Source organism: Rhizobium sp. Root708, assembly GCF_001429725.1.
Taxonomy (GTDB): domain Bacteria; phylum Pseudomonadota; class Alphaproteobacteria; order Rhizobiales; family Rhizobiaceae; genus Rhizobium.
Genome location: NZ_LMHV01000023.1, coordinates 218,164 through 237,640, shown reverse-complemented (window position 1 = coordinate 237,640; position 19,477 = coordinate 218,164). Strand labels below are relative to the sequence as shown.

General features: G+C 60.2%; 15 protein-coding genes and 1 pseudogene. 9 read left to right on the top strand and 7 right to left on the bottom strand.

What is annotated here, in order from left to right; all coding sequences use genetic code 11:
• The first annotated feature begins 8 nt into the window (after positions 1–8).
• Positions 9–3,080: a hybrid sensor histidine kinase/response regulator gene (locus ASE04_RS15540; RefSeq protein WP_082597361.1), complete on the top strand. Its 3,072-nt coding sequence runs from the start codon at positions 9–11 to the stop codon at positions 3,078–3,080.
• Between the two features lie 22 nt (positions 3,081–3,102).
• On the opposite strand, the gene ASE04_RS15535 is transcribed toward ASE04_RS15540, so the two are convergent.
• The 3 genes and pseudogenes from ASE04_RS15535 to ASE04_RS15525 all read right to left on the bottom strand — a co-directional run bounded on the left by ASE04_RS15535 (position 3,103) and on the right by ASE04_RS15525 (position 7,239).
• Positions 3,103–3,990, bottom strand: a complete 888-nt coding sequence (locus ASE04_RS15535; RefSeq protein ID WP_056818753.1) for an amino acid ABC transporter substrate-binding protein — start codon at positions 3,988–3,990, stop codon at positions 3,103–3,105.
• 117 nt (positions 3,991–4,107) lie between these two features.
• Positions 4,108–4,555, bottom strand: a pseudogene (locus ASE04_RS15530) (DUF2721 domain-containing protein).
• Positions 4,556–4,635: 80 nt separating this feature from the next.
• On the bottom strand, positions 4,636–7,239 hold the full coding sequence (locus ASE04_RS15525) for an SH3 domain-containing protein (RefSeq protein WP_244490421.1): 2,604 nt from the start codon (positions 7,237–7,239) through the stop codon (positions 4,636–4,638).
• 270 nt (positions 7,240–7,509) lie between these two features.
• On the opposite strand from ASE04_RS15525, the gene ASE04_RS15520 reads away from it, so the two are divergent.
• A complete protein-coding gene (locus ASE04_RS15520; protein WP_056818751.1) occupies positions 7,510–8,121 on the top strand; it encodes a L,D-transpeptidase in 612 nt (203 codons plus the stop codon).
• Between the two features lie 77 nt (positions 8,122–8,198).
• The gene (locus ASE04_RS15515; protein WP_056818749.1) at positions 8,199–8,465 is read left to right on the top strand and encodes a DUF2277 domain-containing protein; all 267 of its coding nucleotides are present in this window, start codon (positions 8,199–8,201) and stop codon (positions 8,463–8,465) included.
• 259 nt (positions 8,466–8,724) lie between these two features.
• Here ASE04_RS15515 and ASE04_RS15510 read toward each other — a convergent pair whose 3' ends face one another.
• Complete coding sequence (locus ASE04_RS15510) at positions 8,725–9,522, bottom strand: anti-sigma factor family protein (RefSeq protein ID WP_056818747.1); 798 nt, start codon at positions 9,520–9,522, stop codon at positions 8,725–8,727.
• The gene (locus tag ASE04_RS15505) at positions 9,519–10,271 is read right to left on the bottom strand and encodes a sigma-70 family RNA polymerase sigma factor (protein WP_244490420.1); all 753 of its coding nucleotides are present in this window, start codon (positions 10,269–10,271) and stop codon (positions 9,519–9,521) included. The genes ASE04_RS15510 and ASE04_RS15505 overlap by 4 nt, the downstream gene beginning before the upstream one ends.
• A 289-nt stretch (positions 10,272–10,560) precedes the next feature.
• On the opposite strand from ASE04_RS15505, the gene ASE04_RS15500 reads away from it, so the two are divergent.
• Together ASE04_RS15500 and ASE04_RS15495 are read left to right on the top strand one after the other, a co-directional pair.
• Positions 10,561–11,535 carry an MBL fold metallo-hydrolase gene (locus ASE04_RS15500; RefSeq protein ID WP_056818743.1) on the top strand — a complete coding sequence of 325 codons (975 nt, stop codon included), beginning with the start codon at positions 10,561–10,563 and terminating at the stop codon, positions 11,533–11,535.
• 12 nt (positions 11,536–11,547) lie between these two features.
• A complete protein-coding gene (locus tag ASE04_RS15495) occupies positions 11,548–12,033 on the top strand; it encodes a tetratricopeptide repeat protein (RefSeq protein ID WP_056818741.1) in 486 nt (161 codons plus the stop codon).
• 169 nt (positions 12,034–12,202) lie between these two features.
• Here ASE04_RS15495 and ASE04_RS15490 read toward each other — a convergent pair whose 3' ends face one another.
• Entirely contained in the window at positions 12,203–13,861 is a 1,659-nt protein-coding gene (locus ASE04_RS15490) for a phosphoethanolamine transferase (protein WP_056819117.1), read from the bottom strand.
• Positions 13,862–14,161: 300 nt separating this feature from the next.
• Here ASE04_RS15490 and ASE04_RS15485 point away from each other — a divergent pair, with 300 nt between their 5' ends.
• Entirely contained in the window at positions 14,162–14,893 is a 732-nt protein-coding gene (locus ASE04_RS15485; protein ID WP_056818739.1) for a phosphatase PAP2 family protein, read from the top strand.
• A gap of 153 nt (positions 14,894–15,046) precedes the next feature.
• On the opposite strand, the gene ASE04_RS15480 is transcribed toward ASE04_RS15485, so the two are convergent.
• Positions 15,047–16,225: an ROK family protein gene (locus ASE04_RS15480; protein ID WP_056818737.1), complete on the bottom strand. Its 1,179-nt coding sequence runs from the start codon at positions 16,223–16,225 to the stop codon at positions 15,047–15,049.
• Positions 16,226–16,397: 172 nt separating this feature from the next.
• On the opposite strand from ASE04_RS15480, the gene ASE04_RS15475 reads away from it, so the two are divergent.
• From ASE04_RS15475 to ASE04_RS15465, 3 genes are all read left to right on the top strand, one after another.
• Positions 16,398–17,672: an ABC transporter substrate-binding protein gene (locus ASE04_RS15475; protein ID WP_056818735.1), complete on the top strand. Its 1,275-nt coding sequence runs from the start codon at positions 16,398–16,400 to the stop codon at positions 17,670–17,672.
• 69 nt (positions 17,673–17,741) lie between these two features.
• The gene (locus ASE04_RS15470; RefSeq protein ID WP_056818733.1) at positions 17,742–18,626 is read left to right on the top strand and encodes a carbohydrate ABC transporter permease; all 885 of its coding nucleotides are present in this window, start codon (positions 17,742–17,744) and stop codon (positions 18,624–18,626) included.
• On the top strand, positions 18,626–19,477 hold the full coding sequence (locus tag ASE04_RS15465; RefSeq protein ID WP_056818731.1) for a carbohydrate ABC transporter permease: 852 nt from the start codon (positions 18,626–18,628) through the stop codon (positions 19,475–19,477). The genes ASE04_RS15470 and ASE04_RS15465 overlap by 1 nt, the downstream gene beginning before the upstream one ends.

The following is a 19,477-nucleotide window of genomic DNA, read 5'->3' as shown; positions in this document are numbered from 1 at the left end:
CCTGCAAAATGAGCTCTTCCGAATTCGACTTTCTTTCCCACGACGGCGAACTTGCCGATCTCATTCGAAACTTCGCATGGTCTTCGACATCGATCGGTGCGCCGTCTCAATGGCCTGAGGCGATAAAGGTCACGACCTCGACCATACTGCAATCGCCGGTGCCGATTGTTACTCTTTGGGGAGACGATGGCGTCATGATCTACAATGACGCCTATTCGGTATTCGCCGGTGGGCGCCACCCCGTTCTTCTCGGGTCGAAGGTGCGCGAAGGATGGCCTGAAGTCGCCGACTTCAACGACAATGTCATGAAGGTGTGTCTGGTGGGTGGGACGCTTGCCTATCAGGACCAGGAACTCACCCTCGACCGGACAGGGCAACCTGAGCAGGTTTGGATGAACCTCGACTACTCGCCTGTCATGGACGAGGAAGGACGGCCCTGTGGTGTCATCGCGATCGTCGTCGAGACCAGCGCCAAAGTTAAGGCCGAACGTCGACTTCGCGGCGAACAGGAGCGCCTGACGCGCATGTTCGAGCAGGCGCCCGGCTTTATGGCGCTGCTGTCGGGCGCCGAGCATCGCTGCGAAATGGCAAATGATGCCTACCTGCGTCTCATCGGCAAGCCTCGAGAGGCGGTCCTTGGAAAGACGCTCCTGAGAGCGCTTCCCGAGCTGAGGGGGCAGGGCTATCGGGAGCATCTTGATGACGTCTACGAGACTGGCAACTCCTACCAAGGCCGCGGCGCGGCGGTCCGGCTTGAACGCAATGGGGTGATGGAAGACCGGATCGTCGACTTCGTGTTCCAACCGGTCGCCGGTGAAGATACCCGGCCGGTCGGCATCTTCGTGCAAGGACATGACGTTACCGAGCAGCATGCGGCCGAGGAGGCGCTTCGTCGGGAAACGCGGCTCCTTGGCATTCTGAACAAGCTTGGTTCCGAGTTGTCGGCCGAGCTCGATCTGGAAAAGCTGGTCGACAGGATCACGCATGCGGGTGTGGCGCTTACCGGCGCGCAATTCGGCGCCTTCTTCTACAACGTCCTCGATGACAAAGGCGAGAGCTACTATCTCTACTCGCTCGCAGGCGTTCCGCGCGAGCACTTCTCGCGCTTCCCCATGCCCCGCAACACGAAGGTTTTTGCCCCGACGTTCACTGGCGAGGGGGTGGTTCGGTCCGACGATATCACCAGCGATCCGCGATACGGAAAGAACGATCCGCACAAAGGCATGCCGCCCGGCCACTTGCCGGTACGAAGCTATCTCGCGGTACCGGTGAAGTCGCGGTCCGGCGAGGTTATCGGCGGTCTGTTCTTCGGCCATGAAGCTCCGGGGAAGTTCAAGCAGGAGCACGAGGATCTTATTCTGGGTGCAGCCGGCGTGGCAGCTGTCGCGGTCGATAACGCCCGGCTGTTTCAGGCCGTCGAGCGCGAGCTCGCGGAGCGGCGGAAGGCGGAGAAACTGCTGCAGGAGGCGAACGCCAACCTCGGCGAACGGGTCGCCTCCGAGATCGCGGATCGGCTGCAGGCTGAACAGGCACTTCGCCAAGCGCAAAAGATGGAGTCCCTTGGTCAACTAACCGGAGGTGTCGCCCACGACTTCAACAACCTCCTGCAAGTGGTTTCCGGCAACCTTCAGCTTCTTAGCAACGATGTTGCGGGTAACGCGGCTGCCGAGCGCAAGGTCGCCAACGCGCTGGAGGGGGTCTCGCGTGGTTCGAAACTCGCGAGTCAGCTGCTGTCGTTCGGCCGCCGCCAGGCCCTGGAGCCCAAGGTCATAAACATCGGCCGGTTCGTGGGGGGCATCGAGGAACTTTTGCGCCGGACGATCGGCGAAGCGATCGAGATCGAGACGGTGCGCGGTGGGGGATTGTGGAACACGCTCGTCGACGTGGTGCAGGTCGAGAACACAGTCCTCAATCTCGCGATCAACGCGCGTGACGCCATGGATGGTAGCGGCAAGCTCACAATCGAGGTGGCCAACGTCCAGCTCGACGAGGAGTATGCCCGCCAGCACCAGGATATGGGGGCCGGGCAGTACGTGATGCTAGCGGTGACCGACACCGGTTCCGGCATGCCGGCTCATGTTCTGGCGAACGCCTTCGATCCCTTCTTCACGACTAAGCCTCTCGGCAAGGGCACGGGCCTCGGGCTTTCGATGGTCTACGGTTTCGTCAAGCAGTCCGGTGGCCACGTCAAGATCTACAGCGAGGTCGGCGAGGGGACCACCGTGAAGCTGTATTTCCCGCGCAGCCATCAGCAGGAAGATACGATCATTGCAATCGAGCACGGCCCCATCGTGGGTGGCAGCGAAACCGTGCTGGTCGCAGAGGATGACGAGCAGGTACGAAACATCGTCGTCGCCATGCTTGGCGATCTCGGGTACAGCGTGCTGAAAGCGAAGGATGCTTCGGCGGCCCTGACGGTCATCGAAAGCGGCGTTCCGATCGATCTCCTGTTCACCGATGTGATCATGCCAGGCCCCTTGAAATCGGCCGAAATGGCGCGACAGGCGCGCGAGCGGATGCCCGATCTCGCCGTGCTCTTCACCTCAGGCTATACCGAGAACTCGATTGTCCACGGCGGCCGGCTCGATCCCGGTGTCGAACTGCTGACGAAACCGTACTCGCGCGAAGCGCTTGCCCGGAAGATCCGCCATTCACTGAACAACCGAAAGCAGAAGTCCGCGTCTGCCTCCTCCACGCAAGCTAGGGTTCCCGACGCTCAGCCGGTTCCCAACATCGCTCGGCGAGCGATGCTTGTTGAGGACGATCAGCTGATACGAATGGCCACCAGCGACATGCTCGACGAACTCGGATGCGTCGTCGTCGAAGCGGAATCCGCCGAGGAAGCGCTTCAGTTGCTTGAGGCCGATGATGTCGATGTTCTTGTTACGGATCTTGGCCTGCCTGGAATGTCGGGAGAGGAGTTCTGTCGGCAGGTACGCGAGCGGTGGCCGCACATTGCCATCATATTCGCGACCGGGACCGACCGCAGCCCGCACCTGGACGACATGAGCCGAACCGCCATGCTGCTGAAGCCCTACGGACCAGACGGGCTGAAGGCGGCCTTGGAGAAGGTGCGGTAAAATCCGGCGTCGTCCTCCCTTCTCAATAGGGCACGTGTTCCATGATGACCTGCGTGTGAAGCATCGGAGCTTCGGCTCCGAAATAATGCTCCAGAAGCGGCAGAAAATCGTCCGACAGATAGAAATCCGTCAACACACGATCGGCGAGCAGGCGGAAGTCGGCATCATCCCGGCGAAGGGCAATTGCGTAGGGTTCGTGGGTAAAGAGCCGGTCGCCGATCTCGAGGGAGGATGGATCGCGCGCCCGCTTGACGAGGCTGATGAGGAGGGCTCGGTCAGCGATATAGGCGTCGATCTTGTGATCCTCCAACGCTGCTAACCCCTCCTCATGGGTTTCGAAGGCGGCAAGCTTCGTCTTTGAAGCCGGCGTTGTCGCCAATGCCTCCCGCAAGGCCATTCCCGTGGTCGTGCTGGCGCGTGCGCCGATTGCATGCGCGGATGCGATCCGTTGGCTGACAGCACGGACGGCGGGCTTGTCCAGGAACATCGTCTGCAGGTAGTCGGCCGAATCCTTGCGGAGCAGTGCAGTCGCCCCTGTCAGGAAGATCGGTTGCGAGAAATCGACGATTTCCCGCCGCTTCAGATTGACCGTCGTCGCACCACAGAGAAGATCGACGTTTCCATCCTTCACCGCATCGAAGCCGTTGGCGAGCGTCATCTGGACGTATTCGCGCTTCAGATCCGGAAACTGATGCTCGATCTCGTCGGCGATCTTGCCGCAGAGGTCGATCGCGTATCCCTCGGGATCAGCACCGGCTTTGACGGACGAGAAGGGCGCCTCGTCGGCGATGTAACCGAGCCGCAGCGTGTTTCGCTCGGCAATCGTGTCGAGCGTTGTAGCGCCCGCCGCGAAGGCGGACAGGCAAAGGGCAAGTTTGACCAGTAGCAGTCGCGTCATGCACTTTGCCATAGGCCTGATCCTCATCCCGAAGACGGTTGCGATCCTGAAATATGCACGCAGACTATGGGCTGCCGGGCGTTTGTCAACTCGGGTTTGCCAAACGCCGGTTCCAGCCGAGGGCGGCGATCAACTGATCAGATCCCGATCCTTTTGGATCTGTATCAGCATGCTGCGGCCGGCTGCGAGCAGTTCGAACAGGAAGGCAACGAGCGACAGCATCAACGATATGATTGCGCCACCGAAGAACCAGAAGATGTTCTGAGGTTGCAGGCGAATGGCGAGTGCGCCGGAGAGGAGATTGAGGATTGCCCCGCACGTGCAGATGCCGGCCACGACACCGAGTATGACGGCGATTTCCAGAACCAGTGTGCGACGGCGGAGATAGATGAGCTGCTGTTGCCGGTCGGATCTCGTCAGAGCGGTATCGATCACCTCGTTCAGCCGGTCGGATACCCTTCCGAGACGGATGCAGTAAATTCCGACGAAAGCGGCTGTGCCCGCCAACAGGGAATACCGGCGCGAGCGAGGTTTGGATTACCCCGGCGTAGTCAACGATGATCGGAGGGGTGTCCATCCGTGTCTGCTACGCGTTTGGTCGGACCTGCCTGCAGCATTGTTGGAGAGCGCCGACTGGATGAGGAACAGTGTCGCGGTTCATCGGCCGCGACCTCCCCCGCCCCCACGGGGCATGGCTCGGCCACCGCCACCGCCGCCGCCACGGCCACCACCACCTCCATGAACGCTGCCGCCGCCTCGTCCGCCGCCACCCTGGAAGCTGCGACCTCCACCACCACCGCTGCGGCTTGCGCCGCCCTGGAATCCGCCGCCCCGGTTGAGGTTACTGAAATTACCGCCTGACTGGGGACCGCGGCCATAGGCGCGGTTCAGTTCGTTGCGATTGCCGAACTGGCGCCCGTTCATGTCGAAGTTGAGATGAGACGGGATGCTGTCGAGCGATCGCTGCGGATTGCGGCGCGGTGCGGCCGGACGTTGCGCGGCCCTGGGCCTCGATGCTTGAGGTCTGTTTGCCGTTGGGCGCTGCTCGGCCCGGTTGATGCTGCCGCGGTCGGGGCGTTCCGGCCCGACGGGCTGCCAGCCGTCAGTGGAATGTTTCTGCCACTCCCCGTCCTGGCGTCGATAGACATTGCCGTCACGCCCGGCATAGACATCGCCGCCCTTGCTTCCGGCGATAAAGCCCTTGTCGCCTTCGCTGTTGCGCCAGCGCAATCCGCCGGCACTACCCGTCGATCCGCCGCTGATGCGGGCGAATTCGCCGCCGTGCTTGACGGAGACGCTACCCCAGGAGCCATAAACATTCTGGCCTCCGCGCGCGACGACAGCATTGCCCGTGCGCGGATTGTACGCAGCAATAAAGCCTCTCTCGCCGTTGGGGCCGGCCACCGCGCCGGCACGGATATGGGTGCCTGTCTTCGGATTATAGGCAGCGCCCACGACAAGGCCGCGGTTCGGTCCGTAGGCATAACCGTAGCGACCAAAGGCGCCATAAGCAGGGTTGTAGAAGGCACCGACGCCGTAGGTTATCGGCGGCGGATAATAGGGCAAATCAGGGTTGTCGTAGTCCCAATAGGGCGGATAATACCAGCCCGAACCCCACACCAGCGTATCCCAAGCCAGGTAGGCGCCGAGGTAGCCGAGCGTATAGCCGTACCAGACCGCGTCATCCTCCGTATCGTACACGCGGACATAGGTGGCGTTGTAGACCGGCGATGACGGCGGGATCGTATAGATTTCGTCAGCAACCGCAAGGGCGACGGCAAATGGTCCGGTCGGCGTGTCGCCGACAAACCAGATGCCGTCCTTGAGCACGAAATACTTCTCTGCGACCTTTATCACCTGTTCATTTGCGTTGACGGCATAGAACATCGACGTGCCTTCGATCGGCTCGAATTTCGGCTCGCCGCTATAGCTAACCTCCACCTTGACCGATCCATCGGTCGAAACGCGCGCCATCTTCGGAATGCTCGCCCTCAGGCGCGCTTCGGCGCTCTCCGAGGTCCCCGGAATGGAAGCGCGCACCGCCGCATATGGCGCATCGTCGGGCACGCGCTGAAAATCTTCCGGCAGGCTGGCGGTGGCAAAGGTCCAAGGTCCGTTCAGGGATGCTGACGAGAACCATCTTCCCGAGAGGAGCGTGTACCAGGTCTTGCTCGCTTTCTGGTAAAAGACGGCGCTCGTGGTGTTCGACACCCATTCAAGGCCTGTTCCCGGCACCGGCTCGAGAACCGGCTTGCCGTCGAAGAGCAAGAATTCCGCGGGTTTCTCGGAGTAGAACACCGTTGGCACGGTCTTGTCCGCGAAGGGAACAGCCGGTAGCGCGGCTTTTGCGTCCTTCCAGTTGTCGTCCGCAGGCAAGCTGGAGATAACATCAGGCAGCGTGCTGGCTTCGGTCCAGCCGCTTTCCAACGCGTTCGAGGTCAGCCAGCTCTTGTCATCCCGAAGATAGTACGCGCCTGTTGCGTCGACCTTCAAAACATCCCAGTTGGTGTTGGCGACAAAGGAAAGACCCGGCACGCCTTTAACCGGCGCCGACACAGCCTTGCCATTGGTCTGAACGAGGATCGCGGGTGTTTCGCTGGTGAAAATCGGCGGCGGATCCGTCTTGATGTCGGCTACATCGGCAAGCCGCTTGTAGTCCGCCAGGCTTGCCGTCAGCCGATCCTCCGACACGACGATGGGGTCGGTCGGCATCAGCTTTCCGACCTCGAGCGACAGGTCCGACAATTGCTTGCGATCCAGCGTCGAAAACTCCACCCGCGTCGCCTTGACCTCAGTCAGCGTGACATTCTCGTTTTCGTCGTCAGCTACTGTCTTGGCCGAAACCCCGATGATGCCGTAGATCGGTTTCGCGTCGGCAGAGGGTTTCAGTTCGGTCGCGATTAGCGCCTCGAGCAGGGTAAAATCGGTCCAACTGGTAATTTGCGGCTGGAAAAGGGTGATTGTTGCGCCTGTCTCGGTCGTGAACACCCTGGGCCAGGCAGGCGCGCTCGCTTCTGACTGATTGAGATATTTGCCGGCAACGAAACCATTGGCGCCGGAATAGCTCACGGCGCACCAGGCGGCACCGGCGTCGCACTCCTTGATGTCGACCTCTTCCCCCTGTGGAAGGACGCGCATCGCCTCGAAGCCTGTTCCGGGTCCCGTTCTGAGATTGACGTTTGCCGTCAGCACGGCGGGGTCGGCGAAAGCGGTCGTCGAGAAAAACGAGGCAATCGTCAGATAAGCGAATATTTTGTGCACGAACCTACTCCCTGCTGATTTCTCCCGGTCAGCGGCCTGCTTGCCTCGCAAGGCCGGCGCGGTTCACGCGAGCAGTCTCCTAGCCGAATGCAGGATAGGGGCTTGAAGCAAGCGCGCACATTGGGAATTCCACTTACGTATTTCTACAGAAGCGCAAGGCGGCGCGTCACGGGGTGCGGAGCAGGGGAATCGAGGAAGCCAGGTTTACGGTCATAGTGCCGCCACAGAGTTCGGCCCAATCAAGCTTGTATAACAAGCGGATGGCGAAAGATGAGATTGCTGGTTCTCCTTGCCGCGGCGCTTTTGCTGACGGTATTTCAGGCCCAAGCCCAGATCTATGGGCCATACGACGGATATGACGAGTATGGTGGCTACGGTTATGACGACCCCTACGGCGCCTATCCTCCACCGCCCGAATATGAGCCCCCGCCACGTTACCGCGAGCCTTACAGGGAGCGACGGGCGCCATCGATACGCGGTACTGCAGGCACTATCGTCATTGCCACGCGCGAACATACGCTTGTCTACACGACATCGAGGGGCGAACAGTATGTCTACCCGATCGCCGTCGGTCGGGCAGGCAAGCAGTGGTACGGATCGACGCGGGTAGTGTCGAAGCGCCAGCATCCGGAATGGCGGCCGACTGCCAGCATGCGCCAGAAAAATCCGAGACTTCCAGCGGTCGTTGGGCCGGGGCCGTCGAATCCGCTTGGAACCCGGGCGATCTATCTCGCCGACGGGCTGCTGCGCATACACGGGACGAACGATCCTTCCTCAATCGGCACCAATGCGTCGAGCGGGTGCTTTCGCATGTATCGGCAGGATGTCGAGGAGCTCTACGAGCTGGTTAAGCCGGGAACCAGGGTCATCGTCCGGCGGTAGCCTTACTTCCCGGTTGCCATCTGCTGTCGCGCGGCTAGTTTTCTATTCTGAGCACTCTGCCCAATGGGAGCAAAGCCATGTGTCGAAACATAAAGCCCTTGTTCAATTTCGATCCACCGGCGACGGATGATGAAATCCATGACGCGGCGCTGCAGTTCGTGCGCAAGCTGAGCGGAACGACTAAACCTTCGAAGCGCAACGAGATTGCGTTCGAGCACGCGGTGAGTTCGATCGCGGCGTGCGCACGCGATTTGCTCAGCTCGATGGAAACATCGCAGCCGCCACGTGATCGCGAGGAAGTCGCGGCAAAAGCACGTGCAAGAAGCGCGGCACGGTTCGCGTAGAGCACTTGCGGCCGAGCTGCTGCCGCTTGCAGTGAAACGGCGGGATCAGACTTCAGTCCGACTACCCGCCGGCTCTCCGCGACCTAACTGTCAACATGGGAAGCGTTCGATGTAGTGATGATGCCTCGCGCTTTCCTATCTCCTTCGCAAGGGAGCAGAGGAGGCTACGGTCTTGTGCCCAACATCCTGGCCGTAGCCTCCTCGATAATCCTGCTACGTCACCTCTGCGCGCGGTCTGGCCCATATTCCGGGGATAGCTCTAATTCGCGGGCGGCCGCATGAAGCTTGTCCGAAATCTCGCGAGATCGGCGGCACTGACGTCCGATACTGCCCAGAACACAAGCCCATCGGCCGACCATTTTGCCATATTGTAGCCGTCATGTTCGCTGTCGGTTTGGCCAACGGCCGCCTGAGGCCAGATGAACAGGTTGATGACGTGTCCGTTGTGCCGGTAGATCAGCGCCGCGACGACCCTGCCGCCAATATAGTCCGCGCGGCCGCCGACCAGCGGGAATCCATCCTTGGAAAGGTCGTTGACTGGCGGAGAGAAATCGATGCGGCCGTTGAACCAGGGCTTCACCGTATGCTGATTGGAGGTCTGCACGTCGGTCAGATGGTCGGCCAGCATCGAATGCACGTGGCTCGCCAGCAATTGGTCCTCGATTCCAAGATCGGGCGCCGGCGTGTTCAAGAAGAGCACGGCGCTTGCGGCCAGTGCGGCTAGCGAGGGGACGAGGCTCCAGTCCCGTATGAAGCGGAGGAAGCGTCCCCACAGGGGCTGAGTTTCTGCACGAGGTGTCGAAGACGGTATCTGCATGTCTCGCGACAGAGCAGACAGGACCTGAGAGCGCACCTCATCCGGAAGTGGAAACCGCACTCCATCTCGGCTTGTCAGTTGTCGCACCACACGCACCCTTTCGATCTCCTCCCGGCACTCCGGACACCCCGCCAGATGTGTATCAAGTTTGGCGGCCTGCATAAGATCAAGTTCACCATCGATGAACGCATGCAACACCGGCCCCCATTCGCCGCAACCAGGATTCCGGTCGTCGGTCACGCTGGCACCTCTCCATCCCCGAGAGCGGCCCACGCCTCGGCAAATTCGCGGCGCGCGCGGGCTATGCGTGACATTACGGTGCCGATCGGACTATCGATGACCTCGGCGATCTGCCGATAAGATAGTTCCTCCATCTCGCGCAGAACCAATACCTCGCGCATGGCATCCGGCAGCATGCTGATGACGCGACGAACTCTGTCGGACTCGCTCTCTCGGATCATCGCCGTTTCCGCCGTGTCCTCCTGCGAGGCGATTTCATGTGGCAGGGTCTCTTCGGAGTCCGCGCCGCTTTCGTCCAACGGCGTTTCGAAACGGGCACGGCGGCGCCCTTTCTGCTGCCATGCAAGGTAACAGTTTCTCACGATCGCAAAAATCCAGGCGCGAGAGTCGCCGCCGCGATAGGTCGCGAAGCTGCGATAGGCCCGCAGAAACGCGTCCTGCAAAATGTCCTGCGCCGCATCGGCATCGCGGCTGAGGAACCGTGCGAAATTGTAGCACGCATCCATGTGAGGCAGGATCGTCTGTTGAAACCGCAGTGCGAGATCAGCCGAAAGCCGCTGTGCGGGAGTCGCGAGCACGTCGGGTCGGGCCTGGCCTCTTGTTTCTTCCATGAGGCCGACGATCAAGCTCACCGCCCGGGCAAGGATCGTCGCGAATGTCGAGGAGCGGCGACGCCAGTGCCGTGCGGCCGTGACCAGCCGATAATCGTCGGGCAGTATGGGGTAGGCGATACTGACGTCGGTCATCACATCCTCAACGGCCGCCAGGCCCAGGCGATTTTAATCCTCAGGCCCGTGCGTGCGCAACACGGCCTATCCCTATGAAGATCATCGACGGGCCGGTTTTATTCCCGGAGACAGCAGATTTTTCCGCGGCAACGCGGCGTTTTCAAATGTTCTTTTATTTTCAATGTATTGCGTGAAATTTCGCTGAGAGGCGGAATAACCTCCAAGCTGATGCGGTCTAGTTTTTCAGCGAGGCACGGCATGCTGCTGCACCTCGTCAGATCGACCCGCAACGCCTTGAGGAGGCACTACCATGCTTGATATGTCACGCCGCGCCGTGCTCGGATCGGCTGCCGCTGCAGTCGCATTCGGCCTGGCGTCCAAACTGGAAATGCTGGCGCCGGCCTTTGCCGCATCTCCCGATGAGCCAGTGACCGGCTTCTATCGCTACAAGGTCGGCGATATCGAAGTCACCGCCATTTATGACGGCATCTGGCGCAAGCCGCACGACCCGGCATTCATCAAGAACGCCTCGATCGAAGAGACCAAGAGAGCGCTCGCAAACGCCGATCTCCCGACCGACTTCATGCCGATTCCGCTAACGGTCGTCGTGCTCAAGGTGGGAGGCAGGCTGATCATGATGGATGCCGGCTCCGGCGTCGGCCAATGGCAGACCAACGCAACCCATCTTCCTGCCAACATGGCCGCTGCGGGTATCGACTACAAGAAGATCGATACGGTGATGATCTCGCATTTCCACCCGGATCATGTCTGGGGGCTGATGGAGAAGGGTTCGAATGCGCCGGTTTTCGACAATGCCGAGCTTATCGTGCATTCCACCGAATATAACTGGTGGACCGATCCGTCGCGCATCGAGACGCTTCCTGAAGGGCGCAAACCCGCCGGCAAGCGAATAGCGGCGGTTTTCCCGACCTGGAAGAACTGGAAGCTCGTCGAGGACGGCGCGGAGGTGGCGCCCGGGATCCAGCTAATTTCGGCGCCCGGTCATACGCCCGGTCATGCCGCCTACCTCGTCAGCTCCGGAAACAGCCAACTGCTGGTTTCGGCTGACATCATGTACGTCCCGGCGCTGCTTGCCCCGCACCCGGAATGGCAGGGCAGCTACGATCAGGATGGGCCGCTTGCGATAACCAGCCGACGCAAGCTGATCGATCGCGTCATAGCCGACAAGATCGCCATCTGCGGTTCGCATTTTCCGTTCCCCGGATCAGGCAGCTTCGTCAAGGACGGAAATGCCTACGCGTTTACGCCAACCATCCATGCCTGAGGAGATATCGCAATGAAAAGATCATTCACAAACTACGTCGTTCTTGCTGCGATCGGCTTCTGCTCGGTATCTGCGGCGGCGTCCGCGATCTCGACGCTGGCAGCCATTCCAGCGTTTGCCATCGACGATATGGAAACCGGCAACGGGCCGGATCTCACGTCGGTGCGTGCCAAGATCGCTGCAAAGGACTACGCGGCTGCGCTCGACGAGCTGCGCGGCCTTGCCGAGGATAATCAGCAGGCGGATGTCTACAATCTGCTGGGTTACACGTTGCGCATGACGGGCCAATACGACACATCGCTCGCCTACTACAACAAGGCTCTCCAGTTGCAGCCGGATCACAAGGCGGCTCACGAGTACCTCGGCGAACTCTATCTGCAGACCGGCGATACGGCGAAGGCGAAGTTGCAGCTTGCCTCGCTCGAGCAGCTTTGCCCGGCCGGTTGCGAAGAGCTGAAAGACCTTGAGGAGGCGATCGCCGCGCATGGTGGCAATTGAGTAACGGTGCGGCAGGAGCGACCTTGCCGTGCCGAATGAGAGCGTCAACTTCGGAGCGCAGCGTCAGTCAGCCGACGCCACGCTTCGAGGCTATCCATCCGGCCCGTCTGGCTTACGTCCCATCCTCTGGTGAACACAGGGCGGCTCCGCCGACAACGGCGGAGCGACGTCATTTAATCGCTGCAGTTCTTGTCGTGGAATTTTCAGCAACGACGCCGGGAGTCCGGCAGGCAGCGAATACGTCGAGCGATCGGTCATATGCTGTGGTGGAAACGTCCATCAATCCCAGCACGCTGTGAAAGAGGTTGTCGTGGGAGACCGGTGCGGACGCGTTCTTGCTCATGCAGCTTACGTCGAAGCCGTTTGACTTCTGAACGTCGGGGGCAATCCAGGCAAGGAACGGAACGTGCGTCTGCTGGGACGGTGCGACAAGATAGGGCGCACCGTGCAGGTAAAGGCCATTTTCACCAAGAGATTCGCCGTGGTCTGAGACGTAGATGACGGATGCCGCGATCGACGTTTCCCGCGCTTTCAGCTTGTCGATAACCTGCGAAACCACGAAATCCGTGTAGAGGACAGTGTTGTCGTAGGCGTTTCGGATCTCTTCCTCCGAGCACTTGCCGAAGTCGTCGGCGCGGCAGTCCGGGACGAAGCGGCGGAATGCGTCCGGATAACGGGCGAAGTATGCCGGTCCATGGCTGCCGAGCTGATGAAGTACCAGCACGCTGTCGCCGTGGATATTGTTCAGCCACTGGTCCATCCTGTCGAGCAGGATTTCATCATGGCATTCGCCTCCGCTGCAGAAGCGCGGATCGGCCGACGGCGGCAGAAAATCATACGCGACCCTGTCTGTCACGTTGTAGCTGCCGGTGTCGTTGTCCAGCCAGGATACCGACACGTTGGCGTGCTTCAGGACATCGAGCAGGTTTTCCGTGGAAAGCGCCTTGTCGTGTGAATAGCTCTGCCTCGTGTAGATGGAGAACATGCACGGGAGCGACACCGCAGTCGACGTTCCGCAACTCGTCGTGTTCGGGTAATAGACGACGTCCCGCTTTTTCAGTTCGGGATTGGTGTCGAGCTTATACCCGCCGAGCGAGAAGTCTTCCGCGCGAGCGGTCTCGCCCGCGACGATGACGGTAACGCGTGGCTTGGCGCCGGCAACTCTGCGGGCATCCGTGCCAAGAGGCTCCGGCGCGCCACGCGGTCCCTTCATAACGGCAAGACCATAGCGAACCGCGCTCGTCATCGGAAAGAACGGTGTTAACGGCTCCATGATATCGGGGTGCGCGCGTCCGACGCCAGCGATGGTCTTGTAGTCGCCAATCGCGGAGCCCGCCAGAACGAGCAGGCACGCCACGATGATCGCGGTGTTGTGGAGAAGCTTCGACAGGACCGGGCGGTGAACGATGCGCACCCACAGGATCAGGGCGACCGGAAGAACACCCGTCAGAAGCAGATGAATCACGAACCGAAGCGTAATGAGATGGCCGGTTTCCGCGGCATTGGAATCCATCATGTTCCGGATCATCTCACGATCGACGATCACGCCGAACTGATCGGTGAACCATGATGCCGCAGAGGCTGTCAGCACGAAGACGATCAGGAACGCCTTCGTCACATACTTTGCGGAGACCATCGTCAGGATTGCAAGCGCACCTGCGGATATGCCCGTTATGAAGAGGATGAGGGCGAGGCGGTCGTTCCGAAAGTAGTCCGCTGCGCGCGTCCAGAATGTTTGGTTCGCGATCAGCAGAAGATACGCCGTTGTAATCGCACATATCGTAAAGCTGCCGACGCTCGGGCGGGATTTCCAGAAAGCTTGCTTCATTGCCTGATTGTATCTCTTGATGCTGGCCTGACGGGTTGCTCGGGCGAGTCTTTCAGACCGAGCCAGTTCGAACCGCATCGCTGATGAACCTGACAGCTACCTGAATAACGCCGACCCCTGTGGACACTGGAAAACAACCGGTACCGGCGTGCGAACGTTTTGGATGGCCTCTCATCAGGAGAAAACGACGGCTCTTGCGACCCGGTCGGCTTCCCCGCGCACTTCTTCCCCATGGCCGTTCAGGCCCCTGTCAGGGAAGGGCGGAATAAGGCCCGAGAGAATTTCATTGAAAGTTTCGAAATGACCACGTTATCCGCGGTTTCAAACCAGCGCACTTATGCAGACCGATTTTTCATCCTTGCCTCGCTATGGGCGCTGCTGTTGTCGATCTTCCATGCCTGGCCGATGATCGACGTCCGCATATCTGCATATTTTTTCAGTGGTCCTCTGTGTGTCGGCACCACGGCTGCTAAGCCCTGCGGTTACTTCGCCCTCAACCAGTTGCCATCGATCACGGCGCTTCGCTGGTTCCTTTACGCATTGCCTTTCGCCGCCGCCACGATCATCGTGGCATGCTTGATCGCGGCGCGCGTCTCGCGGCAGTTTCGCGATCGACTTGCAATCCGGCGACTGTGGCTGTCGCTGATAAGTCTGGTGCTTGGCACGGGACTGATCACCAACCTCATCTTGAAGGGCCATTCGGGCAGGCCGCGGCCGAGCGGAACCGACCTGTTCGGCGGTGGCAACCGGTTCATGCCGGCCGGGTCCTTCCACGGCACATGCCAGGCCAATTGCTCCTTTGTCTCGGGGGAGGCGTCCGGAGCAGGCTGGCTGATCTGCTTGCTCATACTGCTTCCGCCCCGCTACCGTGCCTGGATCGCCCCGCCAGCAATCCTTGCATCGCTTTCAACCGCATTTCTCCGGGTCGCGGTCGGTGCTCACTACACCTCCGACGTGGTTCTCGGGTGGCTCCTCTCGATCGTCATCTTCGCGGGTCTGCTTGCTCTCGAAGAGCATTTCACTGGCTGTTGAGGGCGATAGCTTGCGCTGTGCGATATGCCGATCACAAAGAAAACCCGCTGTTGAGGCGGGGACGCGTTAGGTGCGGACTTTAAACGAGAGCGAAGCAGTCTGTCGGATCAGTTGCCGCAGGTATCATTTCCTGGATGCTCTCTTCGCCGCTGCCTAACCGGCACTTGTGACACCGCCTGAGGATTCGAAATCGAACATGCGTTGGGTTACGAGTGCCGCGGCACCGCGCGCCCACGAATTGTCTTCCCAGTCCGGAAGGATCGCGGGGGGCGTGCGAAATGTGCGGCGGGCCAACGCTTCGCGTAGCGGTACCAGGAAGTGCTCCCCGAGGGAAACTGCTTCTCCGCCCGCCACGATGACTTCGGGGTCCGTCACGTTCACGAGATTGGCGAGCGCCGTGCCGATTGCGCGGCCGGACTCCTCGACGATCTTCACCGCGGTCGGATCTTCGGCGGCGAGCGCATGACGTAGGTCACGCAAACTGAGGTCCGGCCCTTCGCCATTCGCCTCGCGCCAGCGTCGCAGCATGGAAGCTTCGGAATGATAGGCCATCAGACAGCCGCGCTTGCCGCATTCGCACGGACGGCCATTCTCTTCGTAGAGAGTGTGCCCGAATTTTCCGGCTGCGCCGTTCGCGCCTCGATAGAGCTTGCCGTCGATAACGAGCGCGCAACTTATTCCAACGCCGACGGCCAAGACCGCCATGTCGCGATGCTGTCGTCCAAGGCCGAATAACTGCTGAGCAATCGCATAGGCATTCGTATCGTCCTCGAGCCAGACGGGAACATTGACGCGCGCCGCCAGCAGCGATGCCAGGGGCACGTCGTTCCAGCCGAAGCGGTGGCTTTTTATGCAGACGGTCTGCTCATGATTGATGACGCCAGGCATCGATATTCCTATGCCTGTGAGCCTTGCGTCCTGGCGCCCGGCGAGGGCGACGAGTTTCGGCACCGTTGTCGCAAGCAGATCGGCGACGTCATCGGGAGCCTTGCTCGGCATCGGAACCCTGAGGGCGGCGAGGGGATTTGTTGCGAGATCGGTTGCCACGCATTCCACGGTATCGGCCATCAGCTTGAAGCCGATCGCGAGCCCATGTCCGTAATTGATTTGCACGGGAATGGGCCGTCGGCCGGTATAGCCCGAAACGGCTTCGCCTTCGGTGACGACGCCTTCTTCCACGAGGTCGGCAACCACGAACGTCACGGCGGCCGGGCTCAGCCTCGTGATGATTGCCAGTTCCGCGCGGCTCTTGGGCCCGTCCTGACGGAGCAGGTTCAAGATCAGGCGGCGATTGAGAGCACGGGCAGTCGTTGGATCGCCTTTGAGCTTCACGACCGAGTTCCTTTATTTTGTAAATAAACTATTGCGACGTTGTTTGATCTATGCATAACTTCGCCCCGTCGATCAACTCGTAAAGACGCGATCGGCACGTTGAATGCTCGGTATCACCGTTTTGGAGGACGGTCGCCGAGACGTGTTGATCAGCTCAACTGGGAGGAGTTCAATGGCATATTTCAAGCAGTTCCCGGCGCCTACGCGCCGCAGTTTTCTGAAAGGCGCGGGCCTCGCGTCCGCCGCCGCTATCTCGGGAAGCTTTCCGATCCCCGCCATCGCGCAAGCTCAAGAGATCAATGTGATTTCCGCCGAGAGCAATGGCAAGGCGCTTGAGGCGCTGAAGAAGATCGCCGAGGATTTCAGCAAGGAGGCGGGCACCAAGGTTGTGATCAACAACATGGATCACGAGGCCCACAAGACCGCGATCCGGAATTATCTCGTGGCAGGAGCGCCGGATGTCTGCTTCTGGTTTTCGGGCAATCGCATGCGGGCATTCGTCAAGCGCGGTCTGTTCGACGACATCTCCGACCTGTTCGAGAAGGAGAAGTACAAAGACGTTCTCGGTGCAAGCGCGGGCGCGGTAACGGTCGACAACAGGCAATATGGTCTGCCGACAGGTGGGACGCTCTGGGGCATGTTCTACCGCAAGGATGTCTTCGATCAGAACGGGCTGACCGTGCCGACGAGTGCCGAGGAGTTCGGGGCCTATTGCGATAAGGCGAAGACCGCGGGACTGACGCCGGTCGCCATCGGCACCAAGGAACTGTGGCCGGCTGCCGGCTGGTTTGACCAGATGAATCTTCGCATCAACGGCCTTGAGAAGCACATGGCGTTGATGGATGGCCAGATGAGCTATCTCGACCCGGCACTGACACCGGTCTTCGATCAGTGGGAAGCCATGATCAAAAAGGACGTGTTCACGCAGAATCACACCTCCTTCGGCTGGCAGGAAGCGGCGGCTCTGCTTGCGCAAAAGAAGGCCGGGATGATGAATCTCGGGGCCTTCCTCCGGGCGGCCTTTACGGAGGCGGATCTGCCGCAGCTGTCCTTTGCACCATTCCCCATCCTCGATGCCAAGGTTCCAAGGTTCGAGGAATTCTCACTGAACTCGGTGCATATTCCGGCAAATGGCAAAAACAAGCAGGGCGCCCGCGAGTTCCTCGCGTATTTCTACAAGCCGGAAAACCTTGCAACATATCTGGAGCCGGGCGGCAACGTTCCGCCGCGCAACGACCTTCCGCCGAGCAAGGACCCGCTGGTGAATGCCGCGGTCGAATCGCTAAAGCAGGTCAAGGGAACCTCGCAATATTACGACCGCGACAGCGATCCGGATATGGCGCAGGCGGGCCTCGTCGGGTTCCAGGAGTTCATGGCAAAGCCAGAGCGACGCCAGGCGATCCTTCAGCGGCTCGAAGGTACTCGCAAGCGTACCTACAAGATCTAGCTCTCCTCCCGGCGACCGGGGAGCGGAATCGCGGTTCCGCTCCTTCTCCCCCATACGAGGTTCCGGACAATGTTGATGTTATGGCGCCGCCAGCGTTGGTGGCTCACCCCGACTTTGCTTATCGCTCCTGCTACTATCCTGTTCTTCACGGTCATCCTTCTGTCGGCCGTCAGAAGTCTTTGGATCAGTCTCCACGATTGGGACGGCTTTGGGCCGATGACATGGATCGGGTTCGGCAATTACGTCGAGCTTTACAATGACCCGCAGTTCTACACGTCACTTGAAAACAACCTGATCTGGCTCGTAATGTTCATGGCGGCGCCGCCGCTTGGATTGGCGATCGCATTGCTCGTCAATCAGAAGATCCGCGGCATGCGCTTTCTGAAGTCGCTGTTCTTCATTCCGCTCGTTCTCGCGTCCGTCACCGTCGGTGTGGTCTTCACCTGGGTCTACACGCCGGAGTTCGGACTTCTCGCGCTGATCTTCAAGGCCTTCGGAGCGGTTGCCCCCGCAGTGCTTTCGGACGAGCATTTCGTGACCGTCGCTATCGTCATAGCGGCGCTCTGGCCTCAGGTCACTTTCTGCATGGTCCTCTACCTCGCCGGCCTCAACAATCTTAGCGAAGAGCTTATCGGGGCGGGACGCGTCGATGGCGCGCGGGGATGGAACATGCTCTGGCATATCGTTCTCCCGCAACTTACGCAGGTCTCCTTCATCGCGATCGCTGTGACCGTCGTCGGTGCGCTCCGGTCCTTCGACATGGTGTCGGTGATGACACGCGGCGGCCCGTTCGGCTCCTCGTCGGTCCTTGCATACCAGATGTTCGAACAGTCGATCTTTTCCTATCGGTTCGGATATGGCGCGGCCATCGCATCGGTCCTGTTCGTGATCATGGCGGCATTCATCATCTGGTACCTGTCGCGGATCATCCGAACGGAAGAGAGGGGTGGCTGATGTATCCTCGTCCAATTCCAGAGGCGGCCATCTGGCGCCGCCGGTTCTATCTTCTTCTTGTGCTGGTCGTTCTGCTTCTTTGGCTCTGCCCGCTTTTCGCGATCATCATGACGTCCTTTCGCTCGACGGCCGACGTCATGGGCGGCAACCTGTGGGGATGGCCGACCGAGTTCGGCCTGATCGACAACTACAAGGCTGTCTTCACCCAGACGCCGATGACCCGGTATTTCATCAACAGCCTGACGATCACCATACCGTCAGTCCTTGGAGTCCTGGTGTTGAGCACGCTCTCGGGCTACGTCCTTTCACGCTATCGTTTTCCCGGCAACATGGTGATTTTTGCCCTGTTCGTCGGCGGCAATTTTCTGCCGCACCAGATCATGATGATCCCCGTGCGTGACCTGATGGTGCGGCTCGATCTGATCGATACGACAACGGCGCTGATCATCTTCCACGTTGCTTTTCAGACAGGATTTGCGACGCTCTTTATGCGCAACTTCATCGCAGCACTTCCCGACGAGTTGTTCCAGGCGGCACGGGCCGAGGGTGCAACGCCCTTCCAGACGCTCATCCACGTCGCGGTGCCGCTCGTGCGACCGGCTCTGGCGGCGCTCGCCATCCTGCTCTTCACTTTCATCTGGAACGACTACTTCTGGGCCGTGGTGCTGACAGTGAGTGACTCCGTCAAGCCGGTGACAGCGGGCCTTGCCAACCTCCGCGGCGAGTGGGTCTCGGCCTGGAACCTCATTTCCGCCGGCACGATCGTCGTCGCCGTGCCGCCCGTGGTGATGTTCTTCCTTATGCAGCGGCACTTCATCGCCGGCCTGACGATGGGAGCGGTCAAGGGATGA

Excerpts from the sequence above, each read along its gene's own strand:
- ASE04_RS15535 (WP_056818753.1), bottom strand. The coding sequence starts at position 3,990 with ATGGCAAAGTGCATGACGCGACTGCTACTGGTCAAACTTGCCCTTTGC.
- ASE04_RS15500 (WP_056818743.1), top strand. The coding sequence starts at position 10,561 with ATGCTTGATATGTCACGCCGCGCCGTGCTCGGATCGGCTGCCGCTGCA.
- ASE04_RS15465 (WP_056818731.1), top strand. The coding sequence starts at position 18,626 with ATGTATCCTCGTCCAATTCCAGAGGCGGCCATCTGGCGCCGCCGGTTC.
- ASE04_RS15515 (WP_056818749.1), top strand. The coding sequence starts at position 8,199 with ATGTGTCGAAACATAAAGCCCTTGTTCAATTTCGATCCACCGGCGACG.
- ASE04_RS15495 (WP_056818741.1), top strand. The coding sequence starts at position 11,548 with ATGAAAAGATCATTCACAAACTACGTCGTTCTTGCTGCGATCGGCTTC.
- ASE04_RS15520 (WP_056818751.1), top strand. The coding sequence starts at position 7,510 with ATGAGATTGCTGGTTCTCCTTGCCGCGGCGCTTTTGCTGACGGTATTT.
- ASE04_RS15485 (WP_056818739.1), top strand. The coding sequence starts at position 14,162 with ATGACCACGTTATCCGCGGTTTCAAACCAGCGCACTTATGCAGACCGA.
- ASE04_RS15490 (WP_056819117.1), bottom strand. The coding sequence starts at position 13,861 with ATGAAGCAAGCTTTCTGGAAATCCCGCCCGAGCGTCGGCAGCTTTACG.
- ASE04_RS15470 (WP_056818733.1), top strand. The coding sequence starts at position 17,742 with ATGTTGATGTTATGGCGCCGCCAGCGTTGGTGGCTCACCCCGACTTTG.
- ASE04_RS15540 (WP_082597361.1), top strand. The coding sequence starts at position 9 with ATGAGCTCTTCCGAATTCGACTTTCTTTCCCACGACGGCGAACTTGCC.
- ASE04_RS15475 (WP_056818735.1), top strand. The coding sequence starts at position 16,398 with ATGGCATATTTCAAGCAGTTCCCGGCGCCTACGCGCCGCAGTTTTCTG.